This is a genomic window from Sphingomonas hankookensis (assembly GCF_028551275.1).
Classification (GTDB): domain Bacteria; phylum Pseudomonadota; class Alphaproteobacteria; order Sphingomonadales; family Sphingomonadaceae; genus Sphingomonas; species Sphingomonas hankookensis_A.
The window spans coordinates 2553311-2579796 of sequence record NZ_CP117025.1 but is presented as its reverse complement, the minus strand read 5'-3'; the positions used below and the strand labels follow the sequence as shown (position 1 = coordinate 2579796).

37 protein-coding genes and 1 other RNA gene are annotated in these 26486 nt (G+C 66.9%); 20 read left to right on the top strand and 18 right to left on the bottom strand.

Features of this window, described 5'->3' with window-relative positions:
• Positions 1-47 precede the first annotated feature (47 nt).
• On the bottom strand, positions 48-1001 hold the full coding sequence (locus tag PPZ50_RS12150; RefSeq protein ID WP_066689094.1) for an RluA family pseudouridine synthase: 954 nt from the start codon (positions 999-1001) through the stop codon (positions 48-50).
• A 17-nt stretch (positions 1002-1018) separates the two neighbouring features.
• Here PPZ50_RS12150 and PPZ50_RS12145 point away from each other — a divergent pair, with 17 nt between their 5' ends.
• From PPZ50_RS12145 to PPZ50_RS12095, 11 genes are all read left to right on the top strand, one after another.
• Entirely contained in the window at positions 1019-1513 is a 495-nt protein-coding gene (locus PPZ50_RS12145) for a Mov34/MPN/PAD-1 family protein (RefSeq protein WP_084401383.1), read from the top strand.
• Positions 1510-2148, top strand: coding sequence for a histidine phosphotransferase family protein (locus PPZ50_RS12140; RefSeq protein WP_066689092.1), 639 nt, complete (start codon positions 1510-1512; stop codon positions 2146-2148). Before PPZ50_RS12145 ends, PPZ50_RS12140 begins: the two co-directional genes overlap by 4 nt.
• 245 nt (positions 2149-2393) lie before the next feature.
• The gene (locus tag PPZ50_RS12135; protein WP_272815304.1) at positions 2394-4736 is read left to right on the top strand and encodes a chemotaxis protein CheA; all 2343 of its coding nucleotides are present in this window, start codon (positions 2394-2396) and stop codon (positions 4734-4736) included.
• Positions 4737-4738: 2 nt separating this feature from the next.
• Complete coding sequence (locus tag PPZ50_RS12130) at positions 4739-5179, top strand: chemotaxis protein CheW (protein ID WP_066689082.1); 441 nt, start codon at positions 4739-4741, stop codon at positions 5177-5179.
• A 64-nt stretch (positions 5180-5243) separates the two neighbouring features.
• Positions 5244-5609 (top strand): response regulator, encoded by a 366-nt coding sequence (locus PPZ50_RS12125; protein ID WP_066689080.1) that lies wholly within the window; start codon positions 5244-5246, stop codon positions 5607-5609.
• Positions 5610-5620: 11 nt separating this feature from the next.
• Positions 5621-6673 carry a chemotaxis protein CheB gene (locus PPZ50_RS12120; RefSeq protein WP_241215443.1) on the top strand — a complete coding sequence of 351 codons (1053 nt, stop codon included), beginning with the start codon at positions 5621-5623 and terminating at the stop codon, positions 6671-6673.
• Positions 6670-7506, top strand: coding sequence for a CheR family methyltransferase (locus PPZ50_RS12115; RefSeq protein WP_066689078.1), 837 nt, complete (start codon positions 6670-6672; stop codon positions 7504-7506). The genes PPZ50_RS12120 and PPZ50_RS12115 overlap by 4 nt, the downstream gene beginning before the upstream one ends.
• 67 nt (positions 7507-7573) lie before the next feature.
• The gene (locus PPZ50_RS12110) at positions 7574-8257 is read left to right on the top strand and encodes an N-acetylmuramoyl-L-alanine amidase (RefSeq protein ID WP_066689170.1); all 684 of its coding nucleotides are present in this window, start codon (positions 7574-7576) and stop codon (positions 8255-8257) included.
• A gap of 33 nt (positions 8258-8290) precedes the next feature.
• Positions 8291-8695, top strand: an RNA gene (gene rnpB, locus PPZ50_RS12105) — RNase P RNA component class A.
• Positions 8696-8746: 51 nt separating this feature from the next.
• Positions 8747-9283, top strand: coding sequence for a J domain-containing protein (locus PPZ50_RS12100; protein ID WP_066689076.1), 537 nt, complete (start codon positions 8747-8749; stop codon positions 9281-9283).
• A gap of 10 nt (positions 9284-9293) precedes the next feature.
• The gene (locus PPZ50_RS12095; protein WP_066689074.1) at positions 9294-9596 is read left to right on the top strand and encodes a (2Fe-2S) ferredoxin domain-containing protein; all 303 of its coding nucleotides are present in this window, start codon (positions 9294-9296) and stop codon (positions 9594-9596) included.
• Between the two features lie 14 nt (positions 9597-9610).
• On the opposite strand, the gene PPZ50_RS12090 is transcribed toward PPZ50_RS12095, so the two are convergent.
• The 10 genes from PPZ50_RS12090 to PPZ50_RS12045 all read right to left on the bottom strand — a co-directional run bounded on the left by PPZ50_RS12090 (position 9611) and on the right by PPZ50_RS12045 (position 13391).
• A complete protein-coding gene (locus PPZ50_RS12090; RefSeq protein WP_126013347.1) occupies positions 9611-10048 on the bottom strand; it encodes a hypothetical protein in 438 nt (145 codons plus the stop codon).
• 118 nt (positions 10049-10166) lie between these two features.
• Positions 10167-10589, bottom strand: a complete 423-nt coding sequence (locus tag PPZ50_RS12085) for a SufE family protein (protein ID WP_066689070.1) — start codon at positions 10587-10589, stop codon at positions 10167-10169.
• Positions 10590-10612: 23 nt separating this feature from the next.
• Positions 10613-10843, bottom strand: coding sequence for a hypothetical protein (locus tag PPZ50_RS12080; protein ID WP_066689064.1), 231 nt, complete (start codon positions 10841-10843; stop codon positions 10613-10615).
• A gap of 26 nt (positions 10844-10869) precedes the next feature.
• A complete protein-coding gene (locus tag PPZ50_RS12075) occupies positions 10870-11133 on the bottom strand; it encodes a hypothetical protein (RefSeq protein ID WP_066689062.1) in 264 nt (87 codons plus the stop codon).
• 11 nt (positions 11134-11144) lie between these two features.
• Positions 11145-11450, bottom strand: coding sequence for a hypothetical protein (locus PPZ50_RS12070; protein WP_066689169.1), 306 nt, complete (start codon positions 11448-11450; stop codon positions 11145-11147).
• 61 nt (positions 11451-11511) lie between these two features.
• Positions 11512-11805 (bottom strand): hypothetical protein, encoded by a 294-nt coding sequence (locus tag PPZ50_RS12065; RefSeq protein ID WP_066689060.1) that lies wholly within the window; start codon positions 11803-11805, stop codon positions 11512-11514.
• 38 nt (positions 11806-11843) lie between these two features.
• Positions 11844-12224, bottom strand: a complete 381-nt coding sequence (pspC, locus tag PPZ50_RS12060) for an envelope stress response membrane protein PspC (protein WP_066689058.1) — start codon at positions 12222-12224, stop codon at positions 11844-11846.
• Positions 12224-12508, bottom strand: coding sequence for an envelope stress response membrane protein PspB (pspB, locus tag PPZ50_RS12055; RefSeq protein ID WP_066689054.1), 285 nt, complete (start codon positions 12506-12508; stop codon positions 12224-12226). The genes pspC and pspB overlap by 1 nt, the downstream gene beginning before the upstream one ends.
• A gap of 4 nt (positions 12509-12512) precedes the next feature.
• Positions 12513-13181, bottom strand: coding sequence for a phage shock protein PspA (gene pspA, locus PPZ50_RS12050; RefSeq protein ID WP_066689049.1), 669 nt, complete (start codon positions 13179-13181; stop codon positions 12513-12515).
• Positions 13182-13247: 66 nt separating this feature from the next.
• Positions 13248-13391 (bottom strand): hypothetical protein, encoded by a 144-nt coding sequence (locus PPZ50_RS12045; protein WP_157092689.1) that lies wholly within the window; start codon positions 13389-13391, stop codon positions 13248-13250.
• Positions 13392-13560: 169 nt separating this feature from the next.
• Between PPZ50_RS12045 and pspF the strand changes: the two genes are divergently transcribed.
• Together pspF and PPZ50_RS12035 are read left to right on the top strand one after the other, a co-directional pair.
• Positions 13561-14586 (top strand): phage shock protein operon transcriptional activator, encoded by a 1026-nt coding sequence (gene pspF / locus PPZ50_RS12040; RefSeq protein WP_066689047.1) that lies wholly within the window; start codon positions 13561-13563, stop codon positions 14584-14586.
• Positions 14587-14702: 116 nt separating this feature from the next.
• Positions 14703-15314, top strand: a complete 612-nt coding sequence (locus PPZ50_RS12035) for a superoxide dismutase (RefSeq protein ID WP_066689042.1) — start codon at positions 14703-14705, stop codon at positions 15312-15314.
• Between the two features lie 217 nt (positions 15315-15531).
• On the opposite strand, the gene PPZ50_RS12030 is transcribed toward PPZ50_RS12035, so the two are convergent.
• Genes PPZ50_RS12030 through mtaB form a run of 3 tightly spaced genes read right to left on the bottom strand, consistent with a single transcriptional unit; the run spans position 15532 to position 18325 of the window.
• Positions 15532-16167: a septation protein A gene (locus tag PPZ50_RS12030; RefSeq protein ID WP_066689760.1), complete on the bottom strand. Its 636-nt coding sequence runs from the start codon at positions 16165-16167 to the stop codon at positions 15532-15534.
• Entirely contained in the window at positions 16164-17093 is a 930-nt protein-coding gene (gene ftsY / locus PPZ50_RS12025) for a signal recognition particle-docking protein FtsY (RefSeq protein ID WP_272815303.1), read from the bottom strand. The genes PPZ50_RS12030 and ftsY overlap by 4 nt, the downstream gene beginning before the upstream one ends.
• Positions 17090-18325, bottom strand: coding sequence for a tRNA (N(6)-L-threonylcarbamoyladenosine(37)-C(2))-methylthiotransferase MtaB (gene mtaB / locus PPZ50_RS12020; protein WP_272815302.1), 1236 nt, complete (start codon positions 18323-18325; stop codon positions 17090-17092). Before mtaB ends, ftsY begins: the two co-directional genes overlap by 4 nt.
• Between mtaB and PPZ50_RS12015 the strand changes: the two genes are divergently transcribed.
• Positions 18324-18902, top strand: a complete 579-nt coding sequence (locus PPZ50_RS12015; protein ID WP_126013350.1) for a DUF924 family protein — start codon at positions 18324-18326, stop codon at positions 18900-18902. The genes mtaB and PPZ50_RS12015 overlap by 2 nt on opposite strands.
• On the opposite strand, the gene PPZ50_RS12010 is transcribed toward PPZ50_RS12015, so the two are convergent.
• On the bottom strand, positions 18877-20514 hold the full coding sequence (locus PPZ50_RS12010; RefSeq protein WP_066689764.1) for a putative bifunctional diguanylate cyclase/phosphodiesterase: 1638 nt from the start codon (positions 20512-20514) through the stop codon (positions 18877-18879). The genes PPZ50_RS12015 and PPZ50_RS12010 overlap by 26 nt on opposite strands.
• A 243-nt stretch (positions 20515-20757) precedes the next feature.
• On the opposite strand from PPZ50_RS12010, the gene ffh reads away from it, so the two are divergent.
• From ffh to rimM, 4 genes are all read left to right on the top strand, one after another.
• Positions 20758-22251, top strand: a complete 1494-nt coding sequence (ffh, locus tag PPZ50_RS12005; protein ID WP_066689765.1) for a signal recognition particle protein — start codon at positions 20758-20760, stop codon at positions 22249-22251.
• 48 nt (positions 22252-22299) lie between these two features.
• Positions 22300-22683 (top strand): 30S ribosomal protein S16, encoded by a 384-nt coding sequence (rpsP, locus tag PPZ50_RS12000; protein WP_066689766.1) that lies wholly within the window; start codon positions 22300-22302, stop codon positions 22681-22683.
• 89 nt (positions 22684-22772) lie between these two features.
• Positions 22773-22898 (top strand): hypothetical protein, encoded by a 126-nt coding sequence (locus PPZ50_RS11995; protein WP_269746903.1) that lies wholly within the window; start codon positions 22773-22775, stop codon positions 22896-22898.
• A gap of 25 nt (positions 22899-22923) precedes the next feature.
• Positions 22924-23382 (top strand): ribosome maturation factor RimM, encoded by a 459-nt coding sequence (gene rimM / locus PPZ50_RS11990; RefSeq protein ID WP_066689879.1) that lies wholly within the window; start codon positions 22924-22926, stop codon positions 23380-23382.
• 3 nt (positions 23383-23385) lie between these two features.
• Here the strand turns inward: rimM and PPZ50_RS11985 are convergent, their stop codons facing one another.
• From PPZ50_RS11985 to PPZ50_RS11975, 3 genes are read right to left on the bottom strand one after another with little or no spacing between them, the layout of a single operon-like run.
• Positions 23386-23781 carry a BLUF domain-containing protein gene (locus PPZ50_RS11985; protein WP_066689767.1) on the bottom strand — a complete coding sequence of 132 codons (396 nt, stop codon included), beginning with the start codon at positions 23779-23781 and terminating at the stop codon, positions 23386-23388.
• Between the two features lie 52 nt (positions 23782-23833).
• Entirely contained in the window at positions 23834-24253 is a 420-nt protein-coding gene (locus PPZ50_RS11980; RefSeq protein WP_066689768.1) for a hypothetical protein, read from the bottom strand.
• A 59-nt stretch (positions 24254-24312) separates the two neighbouring features.
• Complete coding sequence (locus PPZ50_RS11975) at positions 24313-25254, bottom strand: NAD(P)/FAD-dependent oxidoreductase (protein ID WP_066689769.1); 942 nt, start codon at positions 25252-25254, stop codon at positions 24313-24315.
• A gap of 62 nt (positions 25255-25316) precedes the next feature.
• Here PPZ50_RS11975 and trmD point away from each other — a divergent pair, with 62 nt between their 5' ends.
• Both trmD and rplS read left to right on the top strand, forming a co-directional pair.
• Positions 25317-26054, top strand: a complete 738-nt coding sequence (gene trmD, locus PPZ50_RS11970) for a tRNA (guanosine(37)-N1)-methyltransferase TrmD (protein ID WP_066689770.1) — start codon at positions 25317-25319, stop codon at positions 26052-26054.
• Entirely contained in the window at positions 26051-26440 is a 390-nt protein-coding gene (gene rplS, locus PPZ50_RS11965) for a 50S ribosomal protein L19 (RefSeq protein ID WP_066689771.1), read from the top strand. Before trmD ends, rplS begins: the two co-directional genes overlap by 4 nt.
• Positions 26441-26486: the final 46 nt, after the last annotated feature.

The window sequence follows — 26486 nt, the reverse complement described above, 5'->3', positions numbered from 1 at the left end:
ACTCCCTTTGTCCTTGTGGCTACACCGCACCGCGGAATCGCCGAAACCTATACGTGAAGATGGTCCAACAGTTCCTGCATGTCTGCCGGAAGGTCACTATCGAACGACAAAGCGTTTTTTGTGACCGGATGGATGAACCCCAGATGTGCGGCGTGCAATGCCTGTCGCCGGAAATTCAGGGTTTCCAGCTGGGCCTTCAACGCCGGTCGCCGCCCGGCATAGACCGGATCGCCCAGCAGCGGATGGCCGATCGACGCCATGTGCACCCGCACCTGATGGGTGCGCCCCGTCTCCAGCCGACATTCGATCAGCGACGCGTCGCGAAGCTGCCGAAGTTTGCGAAAGTGAGTCACCGCATGTTTTGCGGTGGGGCTGTGGACGATGGCCATCTTCTTGCGATCATTGGGAGAACGCGCCAGCGGGGCGTCCACCGTTCCCGCCGAAGTTGCCACCCGCCCCGCCGCGATCGCCAGATAGCGGCGATCGATGCTGTGATCCTTGAACTGCCGCGCCAGCCCTTCATGCGCCACATCGTCCTTGGCGACGACCAGCAGGCCCGACGTATCCTTGTCGATGCGATGCACGATGCCCGGCCGCGCGACGCCGCCGATGCCCGACAGCTTGCCCGCGCAATGGTGGAGCAACGCGTTGACCAGCGTCCCGTCGAGATTGCCCGCCGCGGGATGCACCACCAGCCCGGCGGGCTTGTCGATGACGATCAGGTGATCGTCCTCATAGGCGATCATCAGCGGAATATCCTGCGCGACATTGTCGAGCGGCACGGCGGCGGGGAGGGTGATGGTGAAGACCTGCCCGGCCGACACCTTGCGCTTGCCGTCCGACACCGGTCCGTCCTCGCCCCGGACATGGCCGGCGGCCATCAGCGCCTTGATCCGTTCGCGCGACAGGTCGGCGACGACCTCGGCCAATGCCTTGTCGATCCGTTGCCCGTGCGCCGCATCGGTGATGCGCGCCTCGATCGTGGAAACCCCCCGGTCCATTGCGTATGGAGATGGGGATGGAACCGGAAATTTCAAGCGAACTGCTGGCCCGACTGTTACGGACGGCCAACGAAAGTGCTGTCGAAATCTGCGGAATCCTGCGGGGAAGCGACGGCCGGATCATTGCTGCCGAGCCGGCGCGCAACGTCGCGGTGGACCCGGCGCGGCACTTCGAGATCGATCCCGCCGCGCTGTTCGTGGCGCTGCGCGATGCGCGGCGGGGCGGGATGCCGGTGTTGGGCTGGTATCATTCGCATCCCTCGGGCAGCGCCGATCCGTCGGCGACCGATGCGGCGCAGGCGGCGGCGGACGGCATGATCTGGCTGATCCTGGGCGGCGGCACCGCGCGGCTGTGGCGGGCGATCGCGGACGGGGCACGCCATGGCCGGTTCGACCCGGTCGCCTTCACGGTAAAGGACGGCGGCCACGTTGAAAAAAACTGCGAAGCGGTGCACATGGACCGGGCCGGGCGGACGATGACGTTCGCCAAAGCACAAGGGTCGTCGCATTGAACATCAGCCCAGCCGATTTCGCCAGCCTGCTGTGTTCGCGACTGTGCCACGACCTGCTGAGCCCGGTCGGGGCGCTCAACAACGGCCTCGAACTGCTGGCCGACGAACATGATCCGGACATGCGCGCCCGCTGCCTCGAACTCCTCGCCGACAGCGCGCGGGCGTCGGCGAACAAGCTGAAATTCTTCCGTCTGGCGTTCGGCGCGTCGGGCGGGCTGGGCGATTCGATCGACACGCGCGAGGCGCGGGCGGCGCTCGAAGGGCTGTTCGGCGACAATCACCGGGTGAAGCTGGGCTGGATGGTCGATGCGCCTTCGCTGCCGAAGCCGGCGGTCAAGGTGCTGTTGAACCTGGCGCTGATCGCGGGCGACGCGCTGGTGCGCGGCGGGCAGCTGGATATCGGGGCGGAGCCGACCGCGAACGGCATCGACATCGCGGTGCGTGCCGACGGGTTGCGGATCGTGCTCGACGCCGAGCTGCGCGGTGCATTGCTGGGCGACGCGGCGATGATGACCCCGCGTGCGGCAGCGGCGTGCCTGGTGCGCGAACTGGTCGAACAGGGCGGCGGGACGCTGCAGGTTTCGCCGGTCGATTCGCCGGTGCTGTTGTTCGGGGCGTCGCTGGTTACGGGGTGATCGCTCCCCATCGCGTCATCCGGGCGAAGACCGGGATTTCCCGGTTATCGCGCGGGACAAGAGCCGCCCAAGACCCCGGCCTGCGCCGGGGTGACGTTTGCATGCAGAAGGTCAAGAGGAAGCGGGACGCCGGATCAAGTCCGGGGTAACGGAAGTGGAAGCGGTCGTGCGCGACATTGGCGCCTGCACTAACCCCGCCTTAACCTGATCCCGCCCATGGTCGCGCCACAACCGGGCGGGGCCGCATGGACGATCTGTTACAGGAATTCATTGCCGAGACCCGCGAGACGCTGGAAGCGTTGTCGACGGAGGTCGTCGCGTGGGAGGCGGCGCCCGAGGATCGGGCGCGGCTGGATGCGATCTTCCGCTTCGTCCACACGGTCAAGGGCAGCTGCGGATTCCTCGACCTGCCGCGCCTGTTGCGGCTGAGCCATGCCGCCGAGGATACGCTGTGCGAGGTCCGCGACGGGACGCGGCGGCCCGACCGCGCGCTGGTCGACGCGGTGCTGGCGATCGTCGACCGGATCGGCGAACTGGTCGAGGCGATCGACGCCGGCCTGCCGCTGACCGACGAGGGTGAGGACGAGCTGATCGCCGCGCTGGCACCGGGGGCGAGCATCGCGCAGGCGACGACGCCGGTCGCGGCGGCGGCGATCGCGCAGGGGCGCACGCCGCTGCGCAGCGTCCGGCTGAACGTCGACCTGCTCGACCGCATGATGAGCGGCATGTCGGACATGGTGCTGGTCCGCAACGAACTGTTCCGACGCCTGCGCGACCTCGACCTCGATCCGGCGGTCGAAGGGGCGCTGGAGCGGCTGTCGGCGTCGGTGGCCGATATGCGTGACGCGGTGACGCGGACGCGGATGCAGAAGATCGAGACGCTGTTCTCTCCGCTGCCGCGGATCGTGCGCGACACGGCGGCGGCGGTGGGCAAGGCGGTGACGCTGAGCGTCGACGGCAGCGATGTCGAGTTGGACCGCGAGATGATCGAGGTGATGCGCGATCCGCTGGTCCATGTCGTGCGCAACGCGATCGACCATGGCATCGAGTCGCCCGCCGAACGCCGCGCCGCCGGCAAGCGCGAGAGCGGGCGGCTGCACGTCGCGGCGCGCCAGTCGGGCAACCAGATCGTGATCGAGGTGATCGACGACGGGCGCGGCATCGATACCGAGCGGCTGATCGCCAAGATGGCGGGTTCGGGACAGCGCAGCGAGGCCGAGCTGCGGCGGATGACCCAGCGCCAGCAATGCGAACTGGTCTTTGCACCGGGCCTGTCGTCGCGCGACGTCGCGACCGAGATTTCGGGACGCGGTGTCGGCATGGACGTGGTGCGATCGGCGATCGACCAGATCGGCGGGCGGATCACGCTGGACAACAAGCCCGGCCGGGGGCTGCGGATTGCGGTGCAGGTGCCGCTGACGCTGTCGATCGTGTCGACCATCGTCGTGCGTGCGGGCGAGCATCGCTTCGCCATTTCGCGCCAGACCATCGGCGAGATCGTGCGCGAACGCGGCGCGCATATCCGGATCGACCGGCTGGGCGATATCCGCATCGCGCAGATCCGCGACCGGCGGATACCGATGGTCGACCTGTGCGAGGTGCTGGGCGTCGAATCGCGGCCCGAGGCGTGCGGCAAGATGCTGGTCGTGGTCGGCATCGCCGGCGGCGACCTGGCCGTGTCGGTCGACGAGGTGCTGGATACCGAGGAACTGGTGGTCAAGCCGGCCGCTCCGGCGGTGATGGCGACCGGGCTGTTCGCCGGGCAGACCCTGCCCGACACCGGGCAGCCGATGCTGATGCTCGACTGTGCTGGCGTCGCGAGTGCCGCCGGCCTGACCTTTGCCGACGCGATGGACCGCGAGCTGGCGACCGAGGCGGAGGAGGTGGCGGACCCGGGGATCGCCGCGCTGCTGTTCGACGATCTTGACGGGCGGCGGCGGGTCATCCCGCTGGCGGTGATCGACCGGATCGAACGGATTCGCGCGGGCAGCCTGCAACGCAGCGGCGGGCGTATCTGGCTGTCGATCGACGGACGGGTGCTGCCGGTGGCGGCGTGCGCAGTCGAAGGGATCGACCGCGTGACGACGGTCCTGCGCCTGACCGACGGCATGGTCGAGCTGGCCTATGCCATCGACGACGCGGTCGACATCGTGATGCTGCCCGAGCTGGCGGCGCCGGCGGGTGAGTTCGGGCCGAGCGGCGGGATCGTGCTGCTGAAGGGCGAGCAGGTCGAGCAGGTCGATCCGCTCTGGCTGTTCGAACGCCATGCGCGTGACGTGGCGCCGGGGGTGGGGGCCAGGGGTTCCGACGCGCGGCCGACCTGCCTGCTGGCCGATGGCGGCAGCGGATGGATGCGGACCTTCCTGCGGCCGATGCTGGAACAGGCCGGGTATCGCGCGGTCGAACGGTTGAAGGACGACGAACGCCCCGCGCTGGTGCTGGCGCAGGCGGAGGGCCCTGTGGCGGCGGCGGGAGCGACTCCGGTCGTGCGGCTGCGCGCGTCGGTGGCCGATACCGGCGACGGCAGCGTCTATCGCTATGACCGGGAGGGCGTGTTGCAGGCGGTGCGACAGGCGGTGGGGAGGTAACGATGCCGAAGCTGTTCCTTCTCGCCCAGGTCGCCGGGCAGGACGTCGCGATCCTGTCGGACCATGTCGAATCGGTGGTGGATATCGCCGCGATCGCGCCGGTGCCGCGCACCGCGCCTGCGGTATGCGGCCTGGCGGCGCTGCGCAGCCGGGTGGTGACGGTGATCGACACCGCGCTGGCGATCGACCCGGATGGCGAGCCGTCCCGGCGGAAGCGGGCGGTGGTGACGCAGGTCGACGGGCATCACTATGCGTTGCTGGTCGACATGCTCGACGATGCCTATCGCTGCGAGGTGCGGCCGCTGGCATCGGGGCTGATGCCGGGTGCGGCATGGGGGCCGGTGGTGTCCGGTGTCATCGATCATCTGGGCCGTGCGGTACTGGTGCTCGACCTGTCCGCCGTCGTCGCGCGGGCGGCGGGCACAGAACGTGCCGCTGCCTGAAGGCTTTAACGGGCTGCTTACGAAGTCGCGCTAGGCTGGATGCGTGCAGAGTTAGGATGTCGTGATGAAGAATTGCCTGGTCGTCGATGATTCGAAGGTGATCCGCAAGGTTGCGCGACACATTCTGGAAACGCTGCAGTTCGAGGTCCGCGAGGCGGGCGACGGACGCGAGGCGCTGGACCGCTGTGCCGAACGGCAGCCCGACGTGATCCTGCTCGACTGGAACATGCCGGTGATGAGCGGCATGGATTTCCTGCGCGCGCTGCGCCAGAGCGAAGGCGGCATGCACCCCAAGGTCGTGTTCTGTACGACCGAGAACGGCATGGCCTATATCCGTGCCGCGATCGAGGCCGGGGCCGACGAATATGTGATGAAGCCGTTCGATCGCGAGACGCTGGAAAGCAAGCTCCAGATCGTCGGCGTTTCGTAAAAGCACCCAGGGTGGCGGCGGCCTGTCCACGACCGGCGGCGTCGCCCTCGGGCACGCTGCGCGTGCTGATCGTCGATGATTCGGCGGTCACGCGCTGCGTCATCGCCCGGATCGTCGATGCGATCCCGCAGTATGAGGTGATCGCGGCGGTCGGCAGCATCGCCCAGGCCGAAGCGGTGCTGGGCAAGGGGGCGGCGGACCTGATCCTGCTCGACATCAACCTGCCCGGCCGGGACGGGTTGTCGGGATTGCCCGCCCTGTTCGCGGTCGCCCCCGACGCACGGGTCATCGTCCTGTCGGGCAGTTGCGCCGCCGGGTCGCCGACCGCGCTGCACGCGCTGTCGCTTGGCGCCGCGGCGACGCTGGCCAAGCCCGAATCCTCGCCGCTGGCCGGGGGTTTCGCCGCGCGGCTGACCGCGCTGGTCGGCGAGGTGATGGCCGCATCGCCCCATTCGATCGCCGCGACGATGGCGGCAGCGGGCGGCAGTCCGTTCGACGTGATCGCCATCGGGGCGTCGACCGGCGGCATCCACGCCATCGCCCCGCTGCTGCGCGCGCTGCCCGACGATCTCGATGTGCCGATCCTGATCACCCAGCATCTGCCGGCGTCGTTCACCGACTATTTCGCGCAGCAGCTGGCGGCGCTCGCCAGGCGCCCGGTCGATGTCGCGGCCGACAGCCTGCGCATCCAGCGCGGGCGGATGATCCTGGCGCCCGGCGACGCGCATATCCGCGTCGTCCCGACGATCGAAGGGGCGGCGACCCGGCTGGATCGCACCCCGGCGGTCAGCGGCTGCATGCCATCGGTGGACCCGATGTTCGAATCGGTCGCCGAAGTGTTCGGTGCGCGCGCGCTGGCGGTCGTGCTGTCGGGCATGGGGCGCGACGGATGCCGCGGCGCCGAACGCATCCGCGCGACCGGTGGCGTCGTCGCGGTACAGGACCAGGGCAGCTCGGTCGTGTGGGGCATGCCCGGCGCGATCGCGGTCAGCGGCCTTGCGTCCACCATAGGTACTCCCGAAGAACTGGGCGCGTTCATCGCCCGGAGAAAGCGTTCCGCATGACGCCGCCGCAGGTCCACCCGCCGCTCAGCAGCGCCGCGAACAAGATCGTCACCCTGCTGGAGCAGCGGACCGGGCAACAGCTCGACGCCGGGCGCGCATGGCGGATCGACAGCCAGTTGCAGCCGATGCTGCGCGAGCGCGGGCTGACCTCGCTCGACGAACTGGTGGCGCGCATCGCCGCGGGCGGGCGGTGCGAACAGGGGCTGGCCGACCTGGTCGTCGACGCGCTGCTCAATCAGGAAACCTCGTTTTTCCGCGATTCGTCGGTCCTCGATCAGGTCGTGGCGGCCGCCGCTGACATGGCGCAGTCGGTGCAGCGCCGGCTGCGCGTCTGGTCGGCAGCCTGCTCGACCGGGCAGGAGCCGCTGTCGCTGGCGATGCTGTTCGCCGAGGCGCAGGAGCGCGACGGGCTGACCATGCCCGAATTCCGCGCGACCGATATTTCGGCGCGGGCGCTGCAGCGTGCGCGGGCGGGGCGCTATACCCAGTTCGAAATCCAGCGCGGGCTGTCGATCCGGCGGATGATGCGCTGGTTCGATGTGCACGAGGAAGCGTGGGAGGCGAAGCCCGAGCTGCGTTTCCGCCTGTTGTACGGCCAGCAGAATTTGATGTCCGACCCGATGCCGGCGGGCAAGTTCGACATCGTGCTGTGCCGCAACGTGCTGATGTATCTGGCGCCGGCCACACGGCGGCAGGTGCTGGATCGGATCGCCGGCGTGTTGCGGCCCGGCGGGCTGCTGGTGCTGGGCGCGGGCGAGACGGTGATCGGGCATACCGAGGCGCTGGTGCCGTCGGAACGCTATCGCGGCATGTACCGGCCCGCCGCGCACTAGGCTTGCCTTTCGGTCCGTCCCGCCGCAATCGGGGAGGGTCGTGGACGAGGGGAGCGCCAGGGTGGACATGATCGAGACGCCGTCGCCGAACTTCGGCGAACGCATGCTGCCGATCACGATGATCGTCCTGCACTATACCGGCATGACCGATTCCGCGTCGGCGATCGCCCGGCTGACCGACCCCGCGGCGCAGGTGTCGGCGCATTATCTGGTCGACGAGGACGGCACGATCCACCGCATGGTGGCCGAGGACAAGCGCGCCTGGCATGCCGGGCGGTCGCATTGGCGCGGGATCACCGACGTCAACAGCGCTTCGATCGGCATCGAGCTGGTCAATCCCGGCCATGAATGGGGCTATCGCGCGTTTCCGGATGCGCAGATCGACGCGCTGATCCCGCTGGTCCATGCGATCAAGGACCGCCACCAGATCACGCGCGGCAATGTCGTCGGCCATTCGGACATCGCACCGGTGCGCAAGCAGGATCCGGGCGAACTGTTCCCGTGGAACCGGCTGGCGCGGCTGCGGCTGGCCTTGCCGCGCCCGACCCGCAACCTGATGGACCCGGGATGGAGCGATGCCGGGTTCCTGCTGGCGCTGGAGCGCTTCGGATACGATGTGGCGGATGCGACGGCGGCGGTGACGGCGTTCCAGCGGCGGTTTCGGCCGGAGATGGTCGATGGCGTGATCGACGGCGAATGCCGGATGCTGCTGCTCGCGCTGCTGTTGCCCAAGCCGCAAGGCGACGATTGAACCGGCGCGCGCGCTCGGCTAGGGGCGGGTGCGTCAGAGGGTCGGGCGGCCGCGTCACGTGTCGAACGTGCCGAGGAAAGTCCGGGCTCCACGGAAACGACGGTGCCGGGTAACGCCCGGCGGGCTTCGCAGGCTTCGGCATGCGGGGTTCAGGGACAGTGCCACAGAGAGCAGACGGCCTTTGGCTTCGGCCGGGTTACGGTGAAAGGGTGCGGTAAGAGCGCACCGCGCGGCCGGTAACGGCAGCGGCATGGCAAACCCCACCGGGAGCAAGACCGAATAGGGGCGGCATGGAGTGCGCAAGTGCTTCGGGGCATGTTCCGGCCCGCTGCCCGGGTTGGTTGCTGGAGACGGCGTGCAAGCGTCGTCCGAGAGGAATGGTCGCCTATCCCGCTTTCGGCGGGTGGACAGAACCCGGCTTACAGACCCTCTGACATTCGTACGCGACAATGGGTTGCGTGCAGGCTGCGGCGGCTTATTTCGGACCCAATGGCACGACAAACGCGATCGAACGACTGGGGCTTTCCCCGCTGGCGCGGCTATAGCGAGGGCCGCGAGGCGCAGACGGTCAAGCTGTGCGATCGCCACGGCTGCACCGAACCCGGCAAATGCCCCGCGCCCAAATCGCCCAACAACCCCGATCGCTGGTATTTCTGCGAAACCCATGCCGCCGAATACAATAAGGGCTGGAATTACTTCGAAGGGTTGAACGAGGAAGAGGCCCGCGCGAGGGAAGCCGAGGAACGCCGCACCGCCAATGGCTACGCGGCATCGGCGTCGAACGCCTGGGCCGGATCGGGCGACGGCACCCGGTCGCGCGACGAGATGCGCGCGCTCGAAGTGCTGGAATGCGACCCCGATGCCGATTTCGACACGATCCGGCTGGCATGGCGCAAGCTGGCCAAGGTGTTCCACCCCGACGTCCGGCCGGGTGATGCCGAGGCGGCGAAGAAATTCCACGCGATCCAGGCGGCCTATGATGTCCTTCGCGTGGCCGAGGAACGGCGGAGCTGGAAGCCGGCGTGAGGAGCGCCCAGTGAGAACCGGCGTCCGATCGCGCTGGGACAAGGCCGTGCTGGTCTGTGCCAAATGTTCGAAGAAGCTGGACGACGGGTTCGGCGACGGCGGCAAGCCGCTGGCCAAGGCGCTGCGCAAGCATCTGAAGCTGAAGAACGGACCGAAATCCGCCGCCGGCGTGGTCGAGGTGAAGTGCCTCGACGTATGTCCCAAGGGCGCGGTGGTCGTCGTGGACAGCGCGCGGCCGAACGACTGGCTGCTGGTGCGGCCGGGCGACGATCTGGACGCGGTGGCCGAACGGCTGGGGCTGGCGGGAAAATAGGGTGCGGCGACCGGCTATCCGGTCGGCTCGATCCTGGCCAGAAGCGCGGCGGCGGCGGGGAAGAGCCATTGGTCTTCGCGGTCGATCAGGTCGGCCAGCTGGCCGGTAATGTCGCGCATCGATCGGGCATAGCCGACCCAGTCCTGTCGGATCGCAGGCAGTGTCCACCGGGCGATATGGGTGGAAAAGAGCCCGCGCAATTCGTTCGAACAGGCTTCGATCGCGCCATATTCGGGAATGTGATGCGTCAGCCGATGGGCTTTCAGCGGGGCATGGATTTGGGCGATTTCCGTTGCGACATTGTCGGCGACCGCCTTTGCCAGCCGCAGCCGGGCCTTGACGACCATCGGTAACCCGCGATCGGCCGGCATGTCGGTCAGCGCATGCAGTTCCTCGATCGCCGCGCGGATGGTGGCGTGCTGCTGCTCCAGCAGTCTGATATCTACCCGCATCCCCGTTCCCTGCCGTCCGCCGATGCGGCCCATTGGTATACGGTTCTTGGTTAATTTTTCGGGAACGACGTGCGGATGCCCGCCGGGCGAACCGGTCGCGCCGACGAGGGGCGTCGGGCTATTGGCCGGAGGGGGCTCCGGCCAGCCGCGCGGCCGTTTCCCGGATCAGCGCGATCATGTTGGGAATGCCCTGCGTCCGGTTCGAACTCAGCTGGTTGCGCAGGTCGAACGGGGCGAGGGCGGCTTCGATATCGGTGTCGAGGATCGCCTGTGCCCGCCGGTCCTGTACGGTCGCCAGCACCAGCGCGATGATCCCCTTGGTGATCGCAGCGTTGCTGTCGGCGAGGAAATGGAGCGTGCCGTCCCCCTGCGGCTGGGGATAGACCCAGACCGATGCCGAACAGCCGCGGACGAGGGTCGCATCGGTCTTGAGGGGATCGGGCATCGGCTCCAGCTGGCGGCCCAGATCGATCAGGAGCCGGTAACGGTCGTCGCCGTCGAGAAAGTCATATTCTTCGCGGATGTCGTCGATGCTCTGCATGACGCCGCTATAGGCATTTGGTCCTACAGTTCCACCCCGGCGGCGATCGCTTCGAGCTTGCGGATGCGCTCCTTCAGGTCGGCGATCTCGATCCGGGTGCCGGCGTTCGGCGTCGGCTGGGCCATCGGCTTGTCGCCCAGGCGCTGTTGCTGAAGCGCCAGCCAGCCGCGCCAGCCGGCGAGCGTCGTGACCGCCACGATCGCGACGGCGGCGAGGGTGGTGATGGCGAGTGCGAGGGTAAGGGTGAGGTTCATCGGACTGCCCTGTTCATTCGGGTTTGTCAGTTGAGCGGTTTGTCGCGGAGCCGTTCGATCTCGTCGGAGAGGTCGACGCCGCGGTCGGTGATGATGCGTTCGAGGACGCGGACCCGCTGTTCCAGCCGTTCGGTCTGTGCGGCGTATTGCGCGGCCTTTTCGGCGGTTTCGGTGCCGCGAACCTGCAGTTCGCGTTCCTTCAGTTCCAGCCAGGGTTGGAACACTAGCTTGCTGAGGATCGCGACGATCGGGATCATCAGGGCGAGCATGGGGATGATGAAGGGGCTCATGGCCGGTCCTTTCAGTTCGCGCGGCTGCGCAGCTCTTCGATTTCGCGGTCGAGGCTGTGGGCGCCGTCGGTCACGATCCGCTCGACATTGGCGAGCCGGTCCTTGATCGATCCCAGCTCGGCCTTGAGCTGGGCGTTTTCCTGGCTGAGCAGCTTCACGCGTTCGACGGTCTCGTCGTCGCGCTTGGGATAGACGCTCTGGCCCCAGCCGCCCTGCAATGGATAGCCGTGCTTGATCCGCAGCCATGTGGTGACGACCCATCCGGCGACGGAGATGGCGACGATCGTTCCGATGAAGGGAAAGATCATCTGCATCATCGCGACCTTTTCCGGCGTGGCATTGTCGACATAGCTCATCATGACTGGAACTCCGTACGGTTCAGCGCAGCGCGTCGATTTCGCGGGCGGTGCGGGTGGCAGGATCGGTGGCGATGCGTTCGAGGACGGCGATGCGCTCCTCCAGCCGGCCGACCTTTGCTGCGAGACGTTCGTTCTCCTCGGCCATCAGCCGGGCCTGCCGGCTGGGTTCCACCTCGTCGCGGCGGGCGGCGGGGCCGCCCCAATCGTCGTTCAGCGGATAGCCGTGCTTGGCGCGAATGGCGGTCGTCACGACCCAGCCGATCATGCTCATCGCGATCAGGGCCAGCACGAACCCCGGTCCACCCCAACTCATCGTCTCTCTCCCTTTCGTCCGCTCAGGCGGGGACCCGATCAGCGCAGGCTGTCGATCTCGTCCGCCAGACGGGTGTTGCGGCTGGTATAGTACATTTCGATGTCGGCAAGGCGACGGTCGATATCGCGGAAGGTCGAGCGCATTTCCGATGCCGAGCGGGTCGGGTTCGACCGGACGCCCTGCCAGAATTTCTCGTCCTCATAGCTTTCGTACAGGCCGACCGGCTTCTTCTGCGCCATCCAGGCGATCATGAAGTAGGCGATCACCGTCCAGGGAAAGCCACCGGCCAGCGTCAGCAACACCGTGCCGATGCGGATCCACATGACCTCGACACCGGTATAGTCGGCGATGCCGGCGCACACGCCCGACATCTTGCCATTCGCCTTGTCGACATAGAATTTGGTGCGTGCGCCGGACATCAGTCCCTCCGTGCGTAATCGTTGTTGCGGAAATCGCTTTCCGGATATTCCCGGCGCGGCATCGAAGGGCGGAAGTCGGGATTGTCGGCGGCGATGATCCGCTCGATCGTCTGGAGCCGCTCTTCGAGCCGGCGGGCAGTGACGTGCATGTCGTCGAGCAGTCGCTCGTCCTCGTTGGTCAGCGTCGGCGACTGTTTCCACTTGGTGATATAGTGAAGGATCAGCCACGGCAGACCGATGAAGAGGACGCTGATCGCGACCGCCGCCGTCAGGAAATCGCCCATGCGATCAGCCCTCCCGGTTGAGGCGGGCCTTCAGCGCGGCCAGTTCGGCGTCGATCTTGTCGGACTGGCGCAGCTCGGCGATCTCGTCCTCCAGGCTCTTGCCACCCTGGCCCATGCCGGCCGCTTCGGCGCGACCTTCGGCAAGGTCGGCACGGCGTTCCAGCACGTCGAAGCGGCTGAAGGCTTCGGCGGTCTTGGACCCTGCATACATCTCCCGCAGCTTGGTGCGGTTGTTGGCGCTTTCCATCCGGGTCTGGATGGCGTTCTGCCGCGTCCGCGCCTCGCGCAGCTTGTTCTGCAGCTTGGCGATGTCGGCTTCCGACGCGCGCAGCGCATCGTCGAGCACGACGATCTCGGCATTGAGCTGTTCGATCATGTCGACCGCCTTCTGCCGTTCGACCAGCGCGGCCTTCGCCAAGTCTTCGCGGTCCTTGCTCAGCGCCAGCTCCGCCTTTTCGGTCCAGCTGTCCTGCAGCTTTTCCAGCTTGGTGATGTGGCGACGCATTTCCTTCTGGTCGGCGATGGTGCGCGCGGCGGAGGCGCGGACCTCGACCAGGGTTTCCTCCATTTCGAGGATGATCATGCGGATCATCTTCGCGGGGTCTTCCGCCTTGTCGAGCAGGTCGGTGACGTTGGCGGCGATGATGTCGCGGGTGCGGGAGAAAATGCCCATCGGTTACTCCTGACAGATACTGGGTGGCCGGGGTGGAACGGGGCGGAACCGCCCCGGCCCGCCGCCTTACGCCATCGGCGCGGCGGCAACGGTTGCGGCGGTCGGACCGGTTGCGGTCGTGACGCCAAAGGCAAAGAAGCAGACCGCGACCGCGCCCATCAGGCTGAGGATCGACTGGCGGGCGGTCACGTTCTTGTTGATGCGGATCATGGTGGAACTCCCTGAAGCTGTTTTGTGCGCCCTGTGCCGGGCTTGCACAATACATTGCAGGAGGCGTGCCAATTTCGAAAATGACGGTTTTGCGTCACTTTTCGCGTGGCCGCCCGGTCGATGAATTTGACGCTTGCGAATGTTTGGGAAAATACGCCACACATCGGCGATGGAACGCGCAAGCCAGGTCGTCGGCCAATCCGGCCCCTTTCTCGATGCCCTCGAACGGGCCAGCCGGGCCGCCGCGCTCGACCGTCCGGTGCTGGTGATCGGGGAGCGGGGGACCGGCAAGGAACTGGTCGCCGAACGGCTCCACCGCCTGTCGGGGCGTTGGGATCAGCCTTTGGTGGTGATGAACTGCGCCGCGCTGCCCGAGACGCTGATCGAGGCGGAACTGTTCGGCCATGAATCGGGCGCGTTCACCGGCGCGACCAAGGCGCGCGCCGGGCGGTTCGAGGAGGCCGACGGCGGCACGCTGTTCCTCGACGAACTCGGCACGCTGTCGATGGGTGCGCAGGAACGGCTGCTGCGCGCGGTCGAATATGGCGAGGTGACGCGCATCGGGTCGTCGCGCCCGATCCGGGTCGATGTCCGCATCGTCGCCGCGACCAACGAGCACCTACCCGACCGGGTGGAGCGCGGCACGTTCCGCGCCGATTTGCTCGACCGGTTGAGCTTCGAGGTGGTGACGCTGCCCCCCTTACGCGCGCGGCCGGGCGACATCATGGTGCTGGCCGACTTTTTCGGGCGGCGCATGGCGGCGGAGATCGGGCGCGACGAATGGCCGGGCTTCGGCCCCAACGCGGTCGATCAGCTGATGGAGCATCGCTGGCCGGGCAATGTCCGCGAACTGCGCAACGCGGTCGAACGCTCGGTCTATCGCTGGGAACGGCCGGGGCCGATCGATCTGGTGGAGATCGATCCGTTCGCCTCACCCTTCCGGCCACGTACCGCCGGTGCCGCGCCTATACCGGCGGCGGCGCCCATTACGGGTGACGCACCCGAGCCTGCCGCGCCGGACGATCCGTGCGACGATTTCAAGACGCGGGTGAACCGGTTCGAACGCCAGCTGCTGACCCGGGCGATGGCCGAGGCGCGCTATAATCAGCGGACCTGTGCCGATGCGCTGGGGCTGACCTACGACCAGCTGCGCCACGCGCTGAAACGGCATGGTTTATTGGGGCAGGGGGGCTGAGCGGCCTTGCACCGGCTCCCCCAACGCCTAGATGTTCCTCGAACGTAACGACCGGAGCCAAGCGCGCCGACCTTCGTTCGGTCGACCAGAGCTTACATGCCCAAGGAGGAACCCCCATGGCTTTCGAACTTCCGCCGCTGCCCTATGCCTATGACGCGCTGGAGCCGACGATCGACAAGGAAACGATGACGCTGCACCATGACAAGCATCATCAGGCCTATACCGACAAGCTCAACGAAGCGGTGTCGGAGGATCCGAGCCTCGAGGGCAAGTCGATCGAGGAGCTGATGGCGAACATGTCGGGCGCGCCGGCCAAGCTGCGCAACAATGGCGGTGGCTATTGGAACCACACCTTCTTCTGGGAAACGATGAAGGGCGGCGGGTCGCAGCCGTCGGGCGCGCTGAAGGACGCGATCGACCAGCAGTTCGGTGGTCTCGATCAGCTGAAGGAGCAGTTCAACACGGCGGGCGCGAACCAGTTCGGCTCGGGCTGGGCGTGGTTGATCGTCGGGCAGGACGGCAAGCTCGCCATCACCTCTACGCCGAACCAGGACAATCCGCTGATGGACGTAGCGCCGGTGAAGGGCACGCCGATCCTGGGCAACGACGTGTGGGAGCACGCGTACTATATCACGTACCGCAATGCGCGTCCGGCCTATCTGAAGGCGTGGTGGGATGTGGTCGACTGGGACAAGGTCGGTGAGCGTTATGATGCTGCGGTGAAGTAACTTGTAGCCCTCTACCGGAAGGGGAGAGGGTTGGGAGAGGGGGCTGTCCGCGAGGACGGCCCCTTTTTTCGTTCGCGGACCTCAACCACCCGTCATTCCGGCGAAGGCCGGAATCCACGGACATCGACCGGTTCGAAAGAGCCGCGAACACCCGACACAATGGATCCCGGCCTTCGCCGGGATGACGAAGGCGTCGAACGGGGACCCTGCTATCCTGTCAGTCCGCCGGGGGCAGCGGGGCGTCCTTTTCCATCTGCAACCCGTTGCGCAACAGCATCGGGATATTCGCCGCGGCGAAGATCAGCGTCAGCGGCACCGCGCCCCACAGCTTGAACCCGACCCAGAAATCCCAGCTCGAATGGCGCCAGACGACCTCGTTCAGCACCGCCATGAACGCGAAGAAGATCGCCCAGTTGAGCGTCAGCTTGCGCCAGCCCGCCGCACTCAACCCCGGATAGGCGGTTTCCAGCAGCTGTTGGAGGAGGGGCCGCCCGGTGACGAGCCCGAAGGTCAGGATCGCGGAGAACATCGCATAGACGATGGTCGGCTTCATCTTGATGAAGGTATCGTCGCGGAAATAGAGGGTGAGCGCACCGAACACGACGACGAGGCCGGCCGACAGCCACAGCATCGGCGAGACATGGCCGGTCTTCCATTTCGATACGATGATCGCCGCGACGCTCGCGATCATGAAGGCGGTGCTGGCGATGATGACCTGCGCCAGCGAATCGACCATGTCGGGCAGGCCGATCTTGCCCGCCAGCAGGTTCGCGACGAAGAAGACCAGCAACGGGCCATAATCGAGCGCCATGCGGAACAGCGGCGATACCGGCGCCTTGGGTTCGGTCGTCATTTGCGCACCCGCTCCACACCCGCGATGATGCGCGAGACTTCATGGGCATCGAACCCACGCAGATCGTCGGCGGTTTCGCCGACGCCGATCGCATGGATCGGCAGCCCGAACTTCTCCGCCGCCGCGACGAGAACGCCGCCGCGCGCGGTGCCGTCGAGCTTGGTCATGACGAGCCCGGTGACACCGGCGGTTTCCTTGAACACCTCGATCTGGTTGAGCGCGTTCTGCCCCGTCGTCGCGTCGAGGACGAGGACGACGTCATGCGGTGCCGCCGGGTTCAGGCGGCCGAGGACGCGGCGGACCTTGGCCAGTTCGTCCATCAGCTCGCGCTTGTTTTGCAACCGCCCGGCGGTGTCGACGATCAGCACGTCGATGCCGGTGGCGGTGGCCTGCTTGACCGCTTCATAGACGATTCCGGCCGCGTCGCCACCTTCGGCCCCGCTGACGATCGGCACGCCAATGCGTTCGGCCCAGGTCTTGAGCTGGCCGATGGCGGCGGCGCGGAAGGTGTCGCCCGCCGCCAGCATCACGCCATAATCCTGTTCGACCAAGGTCTTGGCGAGCTTGGCGATGGTAGTCGTCTTGCCCGAGCCGTTGACGCCGATGACCAGGATCACCTGCGGCCGCGGAAACGCCTCGATCTCCAGCGGTTTGGCGACCGGGGTCAGGACCTTTTCGATCTCTTCCGCCACGACCAGCCGGATGCCGAGTTCCTCCATGTTGCGCTCATACTGCCCCTCGGAGAGGCAGGTGCGGACACGGGCGGCGGTGGCGGGGCCGAGGTCGGAGGCGATCAGCGCCTCCTCGATCTCGTCGAGCGTCGATTCGTCCAGGCGCGCGGCGGACAGGCCGACCAGATTGCCGGTCAGGCGGTCGGAGGTCTTTTTCAGGCCGCCGAGCAGGCGTTCGTGCCACGAAAGGCTCATAGGGGCATGCCGATCAACTGATCGCCTTCGAGTTGAGTGAGCCGCGCGGTGACGATGCGACCGGGCGGGCAGGGGGGAAGCCGTACGTCGGCAAAGCCGGGGCTGTGCCCGCGCGTGCCGGGTCGTTCGACCAGAATGTCGGTGATGGTGCCGATCTGTGCGGACAGCCAGTCATGGTGCCGGCGGGCGGCGGCATCGCGCAACGCCTGCGCACGCGCCTTGGCGATGGGCGGCGGCACCTGCGGCATCCGTGCGGCGGGCGTGCGCGCGCGTGGGCTGTAGGGAAAGACATGGGCGTGGACGATGGCGCAATCGTCGATCAGCGCCAGCGTATTCGCCGCGATCGCGTCGTCCTCGGTCGGAAACCCGGCGATCAGGTCGGCGCCGATGGCGATTTCCGGGCGTGCGCCTTTCAGGCGCTCGACCAGCCGGACGGCGTCGGCGCGGCTGTGGCGGCGGCGCATTCGCTTCAGCACCATGTCGTCGCCCGCCTGAAACGACAGATGCACGTGCGGCATCACGCGCGGTTCCGACGTCAGCAATTCCAGCAGCTTGTCGTCAATTGCTGCGGGATCGAGCGAGGACAGGCGCAACCGCCGCAGCGAGGTGCGCGCAATGATCGCTTCTACGAGATCGCCGAGCTTGGGCGTGTCGGGCAGGTCGTGGCCATAGCTCGACAGGTCGACGCCGGTCAGCACGATTTCGGCATGGCCTGCTGCGACCATTCCTTCGACCTGCGCCACGATGCCGTCGATCGTCGCCGACCGTGATGGGCCGCGCCCGGCGGGAATCGCGCAGAAGGTGCAGGCATGGTCGCAGCCATTCTGCACCTCGACAAAGGCACGCGTCTGCCCTTCGAACCCGCCGGCGAGCTGCGGTGCGGTGTCGAGCACGCGGTCGATGGTGCGGACGATGACCGGTTCGCTCGACCCCCATGCGACGGGGTTCAGCTTGTCCGAATTGCCGATCACGCGCGTGACTTCGGGCATCGCCGCGAAGCTCGCCGGGTCGATCTGTGCCGCGCAGCCGGTGACAACCAGTTCGCTGTTCGGTCGGTCGCGTCGGGCCTTGCGGATCGCCCTGCGGGTCGCGGCGACCGCGTCGTTGGTCACGGCGCAGCTGTTGATCACCACCACGTCGCGCGCGCCGACCAGCCCGCGGATCGCATCGCTTTCCGCGATGTTCAGCCGGCAGCCGAGCGTTATGATGGCGGGACCACAGGAGGATGGCATGGGCGACGATCTAGGGACAGCGGCAGGGGAAGTCCACGGACAGGCGCGCGAAGTGCTCGACTTCTGGTTCAGAGAAGTTGGTCCGGAGCGGCACTTCGCGAAGGACGATGCGCTCGACGCCATGATCGCGGACCGTTTCGGCGCGTTGCAACGGCGCTTGCTGACGACCGAGGCGGCGGGATGGCGCGACGACCGCGACAGCCTGTTCGCGGCGGTGATCGTGCTCGACCAGTTTTCGCGCAACCTGTTCCGGGGACAGGCGGCGGCATTCGCGGCCGATCCGCTGGCGCTGGAGCTTGCGCTGATCGGGATCGCGCGGGGTTATGACCGGGAACTGCCCCCGGAGCGCCGGGCGTTCCTCTATATGCCGCTCATGCATAGCGAGGATGCGGGGGTGGCGCGCTTCTCGCTCCATTGTTTCGAAGCGCTGGGCAATCCGGTGAACCTGAAATTCGCGCGCGACCATGCCGAGGTGCTGGCACGCTATGGCCGTTACCCCTCGCGCAACGCGGCGCTCGGCCGGGTGTCGACCGAGGCCGAGGCGGCCTATCTCAGCCGACCTGACGCCGGGTGGTGAGATCGGGCAGATCGGGTTCGGTCGTGCCGGCATGGAGCAGCCCGCGCGCGGCAAGCATTCGCCGCGTATCGGCGATCGACAGCGGCTTGCCATAATTCCAGCCCTGCGCCTTCGCACATCCCAGCGCCGCCAGTCGTTCGGCGATGGTGTCGGTTTCAACCCCTTCTGCGGTGACCGGCAGGTTGAGATTGGCGCCAAGGCCGATGATCGCATTCACGATCGCCGCCGAATCGGCATTGTCGAGCATCGACAGGACGAAGCTCTTGTCGATCTTGATCCGGTCGAACGGCAGCGCGCGGAGGTGCGCCAGCGATGAATAGCCGGTGCCGAAATCGTCCAGCGCGAGGCGGACGCCCTGATTCTTCAACGAACCGACGATCGACTGGGCCAAGGCCAGATTGTCGAACAGCGCGCTTTCGGTGACCTCGATTTCCAGCCGGTTGGCGGCAAAGCCGCCCTCGACCGTCGCCTTGATGATCTTCTGCGCCAGCCACGCATCGCGCAGCTGATATGGCGAGATGTTGACGGACAACGACAAGGTCGGGTCCCAGTCGCGCGCGGCGGCGAACGCCTGTCGCATGATCGCCAGCGACAATTCGGCGATCAGGCCCGAATCCTCGGCGACCGGGATGAAACGGTCGGGCGGGATAATCCCCTGCGTCGGATGGACCCAGCGCGCCAATACCTCGAACCCGCACAGCCGGCCGGTGGCAAGGTCGATCTGCGGTTCGAAATAGGGAACGATCTGCCCGGCGGGGATGGCCTGGCGCAGGCCGTTCTCGATATCGTTGCGGTCGATCAGCGCGTGTTCCATCGCGCGATTGAACCAGGTGACGCCGCCGCGTCCGGACTTCTTGGCGCAATACATCGCGATGTCGGCCGACCGCAGCAGCGTGTCGATGCCCGCCCCGTCGAAGTCGGACCGCGCGACGCCGATCGAGCTGGTCAGGTGGATGCGCCGATCGTCGACCTCGATCGGCTGCGACAGCGCGGCGATCACGCGCGATGCGACATGATCGACCGTCGACGGGTCGCGGGCGTCGAACACAAAGGCACAGGCAAAGGCGTCGCCGCCGAATCGCGCGGTGAGTGCGGCGGACGGCATGACATCGGCGATGGCGTGGGCGGCGGCACGCAGGACGGCGTCGCCCGCTTCATGGCCGTGCATGTCGTTGACCATCTTGAAATGGTCGAGGTCGACGATCATCAGCGCTACCGCCTGATCCCGCCGGGTCGCCGCGCGCAGCAGCGCCGCGCCGGCTTCGCTGAGCGAACGGCGGTTGAGGAATCCGGTGAGCGGATCGCGCGACGCCAGCATCCGGGCGCGTTCCTCCGCCGCCGAACGGCCATGCATCTCGATCGCGGCGGCGCGATGGCGCAACCAGCAGAAGAAGACGAGGACGGCGTTGGCGATCAGCGCCAGGAACAGGTGCCGCTCGACCGGGGCGCCACCGAAATAGCGGTGATCGAGGAAGCCGCTGATGACCGCGATGGCCAGCCCGGCGAACAGCACGATGCCCGCGATATAGATCGGCAGCGTCCAGCGGTTCCCCCGCTGCGGCGCTTCCGCTGGGGCCGTGCCCTCTGTTCCGCGTTGCCGATCCCATTCCATACGCGGCCGTTATCGGCGCACATCGGTATAGAAGGTGTTAAAGGCCGTGTTCGTCCTGTCGTCACCCGGGCTCCGGTCGTCGCGACTTGCGCGGGACGGCGCGATGCGCTAGAGGCGCCGCATCGTTTCCGTTGGGAATCGTTCAGCAATGCCGCCCAAGGGCGACGCCGGCCGACGAGGTTTCGTCCGCCGGCGTGTTTTGCTTGAGTGTTTTTCATAGGGTTTCGCAATTGGAGTGCGCGCGTGTTCGAAAGTCTGAGTGACCGGCTGGGAGGGGTGTTCGATCGTCTGCGCGGTCGCGGCGCGCTGACCGAGGCCGATGTCCGGACGGCGATGCGCGAAGTCCGCGTGGCGCTGCTGGAAGCCGACGTCGCGCTGCCCGTCGCGCGCGAATTCGTCGAAAAGGCGACCGAGGCCGCCGTTGGCCAGAATGTCCTGCGTTCGATCACGCCGGGACAGCAGGTCGTCAAGATCGTCCATGACGCGCTGGTCGACATGCTGGGACCGGATACGGCCGAGCTGGACGTCGCGGTCACGCCGCCCGCCGTCATCATGCTGGTCGGGCTTCAGGGCTCGGGCAAGACCACGACCACCGCCAAGCTCGCCAAGCTGCTCGCCAAGCGCGAGGGCAAGAAGGTGATGATGGCGTCGCTGGACGTCAATCGCCCGGCGGCGCAGGAACAGCTCGCGGTGCTCGGCACGCAGGTCGAGGTCGCGACCCTGCCGATCGTGGCGGGGCAGCAGCCGGTCGACATCGCCCGGCGCGCGCTGCAATCGGCGAAGCTGCAGGGCTATGACGTGGTCATGCTCGACACCGCCGGTCGTCTGCACGTCGATCAGGCGCTGATGGACGAGATGAAGGCCGTCTCGGACATCGCCAAGCCGAACGAGACGCTGCTGGTCGTCGACTCGCTGACCGGGCAGGACGCGGTCAACGTTGCGCAGAACTTCTCCGAACAGGTGCCGCTGACCGGTGTCATCCTGACCCGCATGGACGGCGATGCGCGCGGCGGTGCCGCATTGTCGATGCGCGCCGTCACCGGCAAGCCGATCAAGTTCGCGGGCACCGGCGAAAAGCTGGACGCGATCGAGCCGTTCCACCCGAAGCGCGTTGCCGGCCGTATCCTCGGCATGGGCGACGTCGTGTCGCTGGTCGAAAAGGCCGCACAGTCGATCGAGGCCGAAGACGCGGAGCGCATGGCGGGTCGCCTGGCCAAGGGTCAGTTCGACATGAACGACCTGCGCGGGCAGCTGGCGCAGATGCGGCGCATGGGCGGCCTGGGTGCGCTGGCCGGCATGATCCCGGGCATGAAGAAGGCGCAGGCGGCGATGGCGTCGGGCGCGGTCGATGAGAAGATCCTGCTGCGCATGGACGCGATGATCACGTCGATGACCGCCAAGGAACGCGCCAAGCCCGAACTGATCAACGCCAAGCGCAAGATCCGCATTGCCAAGGGATCGGGCACGACGGTGCAGGACATCAACAAGCTGTTGAAGATGCATCAGGAAATGCAGACCGCGATGAAGAAGCTCAAGAAGATGGGCGGCATCAAGGGCATGATGGCGATGCTGGGCAAGGGCGGCATGGGCGGCCTCGGCAATGCGCTCGGCGGCCCCGGTCTTGGCGACCTGATGAGCAAGGCGGGGGGCGAAATGCCCGGCCTGCCCGGTCTCACCGGTGGCAAGGGGATGCCGCAGCTACCCCCCGGCTTCGAAAACCTGATCAAGAAGAAGTAACCGCCGGCAAGGCTCCGGCTTACACAGACCAACGAAGGAAGAAGAATAATGGCACTCAGCATCCGTCTGTCGCGTGGTGGCTCGAAGAAGCGTCCCTACTACCGCATCGTCGTCGCCGATGCGCGCAGCCCGCGCGATGGCCGCTTCATTGAGAAGATCGGCACCTACAACCCGCTGCTGGGCAAGGAAGACGAGAAGCGCGTCGTGCTCGACGCCGAGCGTGCGACCCACTGGCTGGGCGTCGGCGCGCAGCCGACCGACCGTGTCGCCCGCTTCCTCGACAAGGCCGGTGTGAAGGAACGCGCTGCCCGCAACAACCCGAACAAGGGCAAGCCGGGCGAAAAGGCCGTCGAACGCGCCGAGGAGCGTGCGGAAAAGGCGAAGGCCGCTGAGGAAGCCGCCAACGCCCCGGCCGAAACCGCCGAAGCGTAAGGGGTTGTGCAGGCGCGTCTTTTTGGGCGCGCCGGCATCCTTTGATCTGCGTCATGCGTTGCGGGTCATCCCGACCAGGAGCATGACGCATGATCGACCCGCAAGAACAGCGCCCCCATGACGAAGACGCCACCAATGTCGGCCAATCGGCGGAAGAACCCGCCGAAGGCCGCGACGACACCCCCGACGGCGGCGAAGGCTCGCCCGACGCCTGACGTCGCGGTCGACCGCAGTCGCGTCGTGCTGGCGGCGATCGCCGGGGCGCATGGGCTGCATGGCGAGGTGCGGCTGAAGCTGTTCACCGACGACCTGTCGGCCTATGCGACGCTGAACGGTGGCGCGCTGACCCTGGTCTCGGTGCGCCCCGCGACCAACGGCGTGATCGGCAGGTTCCGCGAAATCGCCGACCGCAACAAGGCGGAGGCGATGCGCGGGACCGAATTGTGGATCGGCCGTGACCAGCTGCCGCCGCTGGGCGAAGGTGAATATTATCACGCCGATCTGCTCGGCCTGGCCGTCGTGTCCAGTACGGGCGAGACGCTGGGGCAGGTGGTCGCCATCGACGATTTCGGCGCGGGCGACGTGATCGAGATCGAACGGCCCGGCGGCAAGCGGTTCATGGTGCCGATGCAGCCTCATGCCGTACCCGAATGGAATGACGAACGTCTGGTGGTCGACGCGCTGTTCGCCGTCGATTGATGGCTAGCGCGTTACGGCGGCGGTAAAGGCGGCGCGCAACGGTTCGGGTGCGCCCGCCAATCGCCGCTCGATCCGCGCCAGTACCGCCTCGCCATCGTGGAGCGAGCGCGTCGCGCGCTCCATGCTCCAGTAACCGAATTCCCGCGTGCCGAGCGAACGGTCCGACAGGATCGTCAGTTCGCTGTGGCGCGGATCGTTCGCGATCCGGGCATAGGTTGCGGCGACGCTGGATTCGGGGCCTTCGATCACCTGCAGGAAATGGCTGCCGTCATGCCATAGCAGGCCGGTAATACCGTCCACCGCGTTGTTATGGCGGGATTGTTGCAGGATGCAGTCGACATCGACCCCGGGCGCGCTGCGGCTGGTATAGAAAAGCTGGCGGAACTGCGTCTCGGTCACGCTCGATCGGATACGATGACCCCGGCGATCGAACAAGCCTGCTGCGTAACGATTAGTGTCTGGCGGGTGGTATGGTCGCGGGCGGACCGATTTCCGCGTCGGGATCGACCAATATGGTTACGAGCCGGCCGACCAGCGTCACCGGGTCGCGACCGCGACGATAGCCATGGCCCTCCGCCTCCCGCTTCGAACATCGGCGCTGTCCGCGAAACATGCCGCAGCCCGACAGGAACGGGTCCTGTACCGATGTCGGCGGGACCTCGCCGATGACCGCTCCTTGTTCACCGACTTCGCGAACCGTCGGCAGCGGCAGGCGATAACGGTCGCCGCGATCAGGGTCGCCGCACACGACAATCTCGCCGGCGCCTGCCGCCAAACAGTTCCGTGCCGCTTCCCGCTCGGCGGCAGCGGCGAGGATGCGGTCGAAAGATTGCGCGTCCGCCGGTGCAGTCGGCAGCAGGAAAGCGATCAAAAGAAGGCAGGGCCGCATCGGCAACAAGGCTACCCGGTGCCATCGCGATCGACAAGCCGCTACCGCCGGATCGGACGGCGCTCCGCCAACAGGTTGCGGATCGTGGTCGCTGCCACGCCCGCCTCGCCCATGGCGTGGCTGATCTGGTCCAGCCCCTTCACCACATCTCCCGCGGCGAACAGGCCGGGGACGGAGGTACGCTGGTGATCGTCCACCTCCAGGCAGCCATCCTCGCTGGCCCGTGCCCCGGCGGCGATCGCCAATTCGGACCGGATGTGCGACCCGAGCGCCGGATAGACGCTGTGGAATGCCAGGTCTCCCTCGGCGGTACGAACGACGAAGCGGTCGCCGTCGATCCGATAGTCGCCGCACGGTCCGTCGACCCGGCGGATGCCCGCATCGTCGAGCGCGGCGCGGCACGCATCGTCCAGTTCGTGATCGGTATCGGGCGCGATCAGGGTCACGTCGCTGCTATAGCCGCGGAGGAACAGCGCCTCGCGCATGCCATGGTCGCCCGTGCCGATCACGCCTACCCGCCGGTCGGTCACTTCATAGCCGTCGCAGATCGGACAGTAGCGCAACAGTCCGCGGGTCAGCGCCGTGTCGTGCAGCGCGTCGTCCAGTCCGGCGGGGCGGTGGTTGACCACGCCGGTCGCCAGCAGGACGGTACGGGTGCGCAGCGTGCTGCGATCGGTGCGGACGATAAAATCGTCGCCATCGCGCTCGATCGCGGTGACCGTCGCCGCCTCGCAGGTCGCACCATAGTCGCGCGCCTGCCGGTGCATCCTTGCCAGCAGGTCGGGACCCGTGATCCCGCCGGGAAAGCCGGCATGGTTGTGGGTACGCGGGATCATCGCCGCCCGGCTCGATCCGCAGTCGAACATGCGAATTTCGAGATGGAAACGCGCAAGATAGATGGCCGCGGTCAGTCCGGCCGGACCGGCGCCGATGATGGCGCAATCGATCGCGTCGGCGTCGGGCGTGCAGGGGGCGGGGGGCATAGCGACGCAAATGACGCGGCAGGTCTTTCGTTCCCCCGAACAAGCGGGCAGAGGCTGTCGCCATGACCTTTGCCGCGACCGTCCTGACGCTCTACCCCGAAATGTTCCCCGGACCGCTCGGGGTGTCGCTCGCCGGACGGGCGCTGCGCGAGGAACGCTGGTCGCTCGATACGGTGCAGATTCGCGACTTCGCGACCGACAAGCATCGTTCGGTCGACGATACGCCGGCCGGGGGCGGCGCCGGCATGGTGTTGCGTGCGGACGTGCTGGCGGCGGCGCTGGACAGCGTGACGGACGGCCGCCCGGTGCTGGCGATGACTCCGCGGGGGAAGGCGCTGACGCAGGAGCGGGTACGGCAACTGGCCGACGGGCCGGGCGCGATCATCCTGTGCGGCCGGTTCGAAGGGTTCGACGAACGGCTGTTCGAGGCGCGCGATATCGAGCCGGTGGCGATCGGCGACTATGTACTGTCGGGCGGCGAAATGGGAGCGCTGGTGCTGCTGGATGCTTGCGTTCGGCTGCTTCCCGGCGTAATGGGCGCGGCTTCGAGTGGTATCGAGGAGAGCTTCGAAAGCGGCCTTCTGGAATACCCTCAATATACCCGACCCTATGAATGGGAAGGGCGTGTGATCCCCGAGGTGTTGCGATCGGGGGATCATGCGCGGATCGCGGCGTGGCGCAAGGCACGGTCCGAATCCGATACACGGCTATGGCGGCCGGACCTGTGGGAGCGTCATGTCGACGCTCGGGTCCAGTCGCCCTCTGGCGCGCACAAGCAAGACGAAGGTCAGAAGAAATGAACCTCCTCCAGACGATCGAAGCCGAACAGATCGCCAAGTTCAACGAATCGAAGAAGATCCCGGAATTCCGCGCCGGTGACACCCTCAAGGTCGGCGTGAAGGTCGTCGAAGGCGAGCGTACCCGCGTGCAGAACTACGAAGGCGTCTGCATCGCCCGTTCGAACAAGGGCATGGGTTCGTCGTTCACCGTCCGCAAGATGAGCTTTGGTGAAGGCGTCGAGCGCGTTTTCCCGCTCTATTCGCCGAACATCGATTCGATCGAAGTCGTGCGTCGCGGTGTCGTGCGTCGCGCGAAGCTCTATTATCTGCGTGGTCGCACCGGCAAGTCGGCGCGTATCGCCGAACGTCGCGATCCGCGTCCGGCCAAGGCGACCGCTGCCGAGTAATCGGCGGCGCGCAATTGCGCCAGGCAAAGGGCGCGGTAGCCGATGG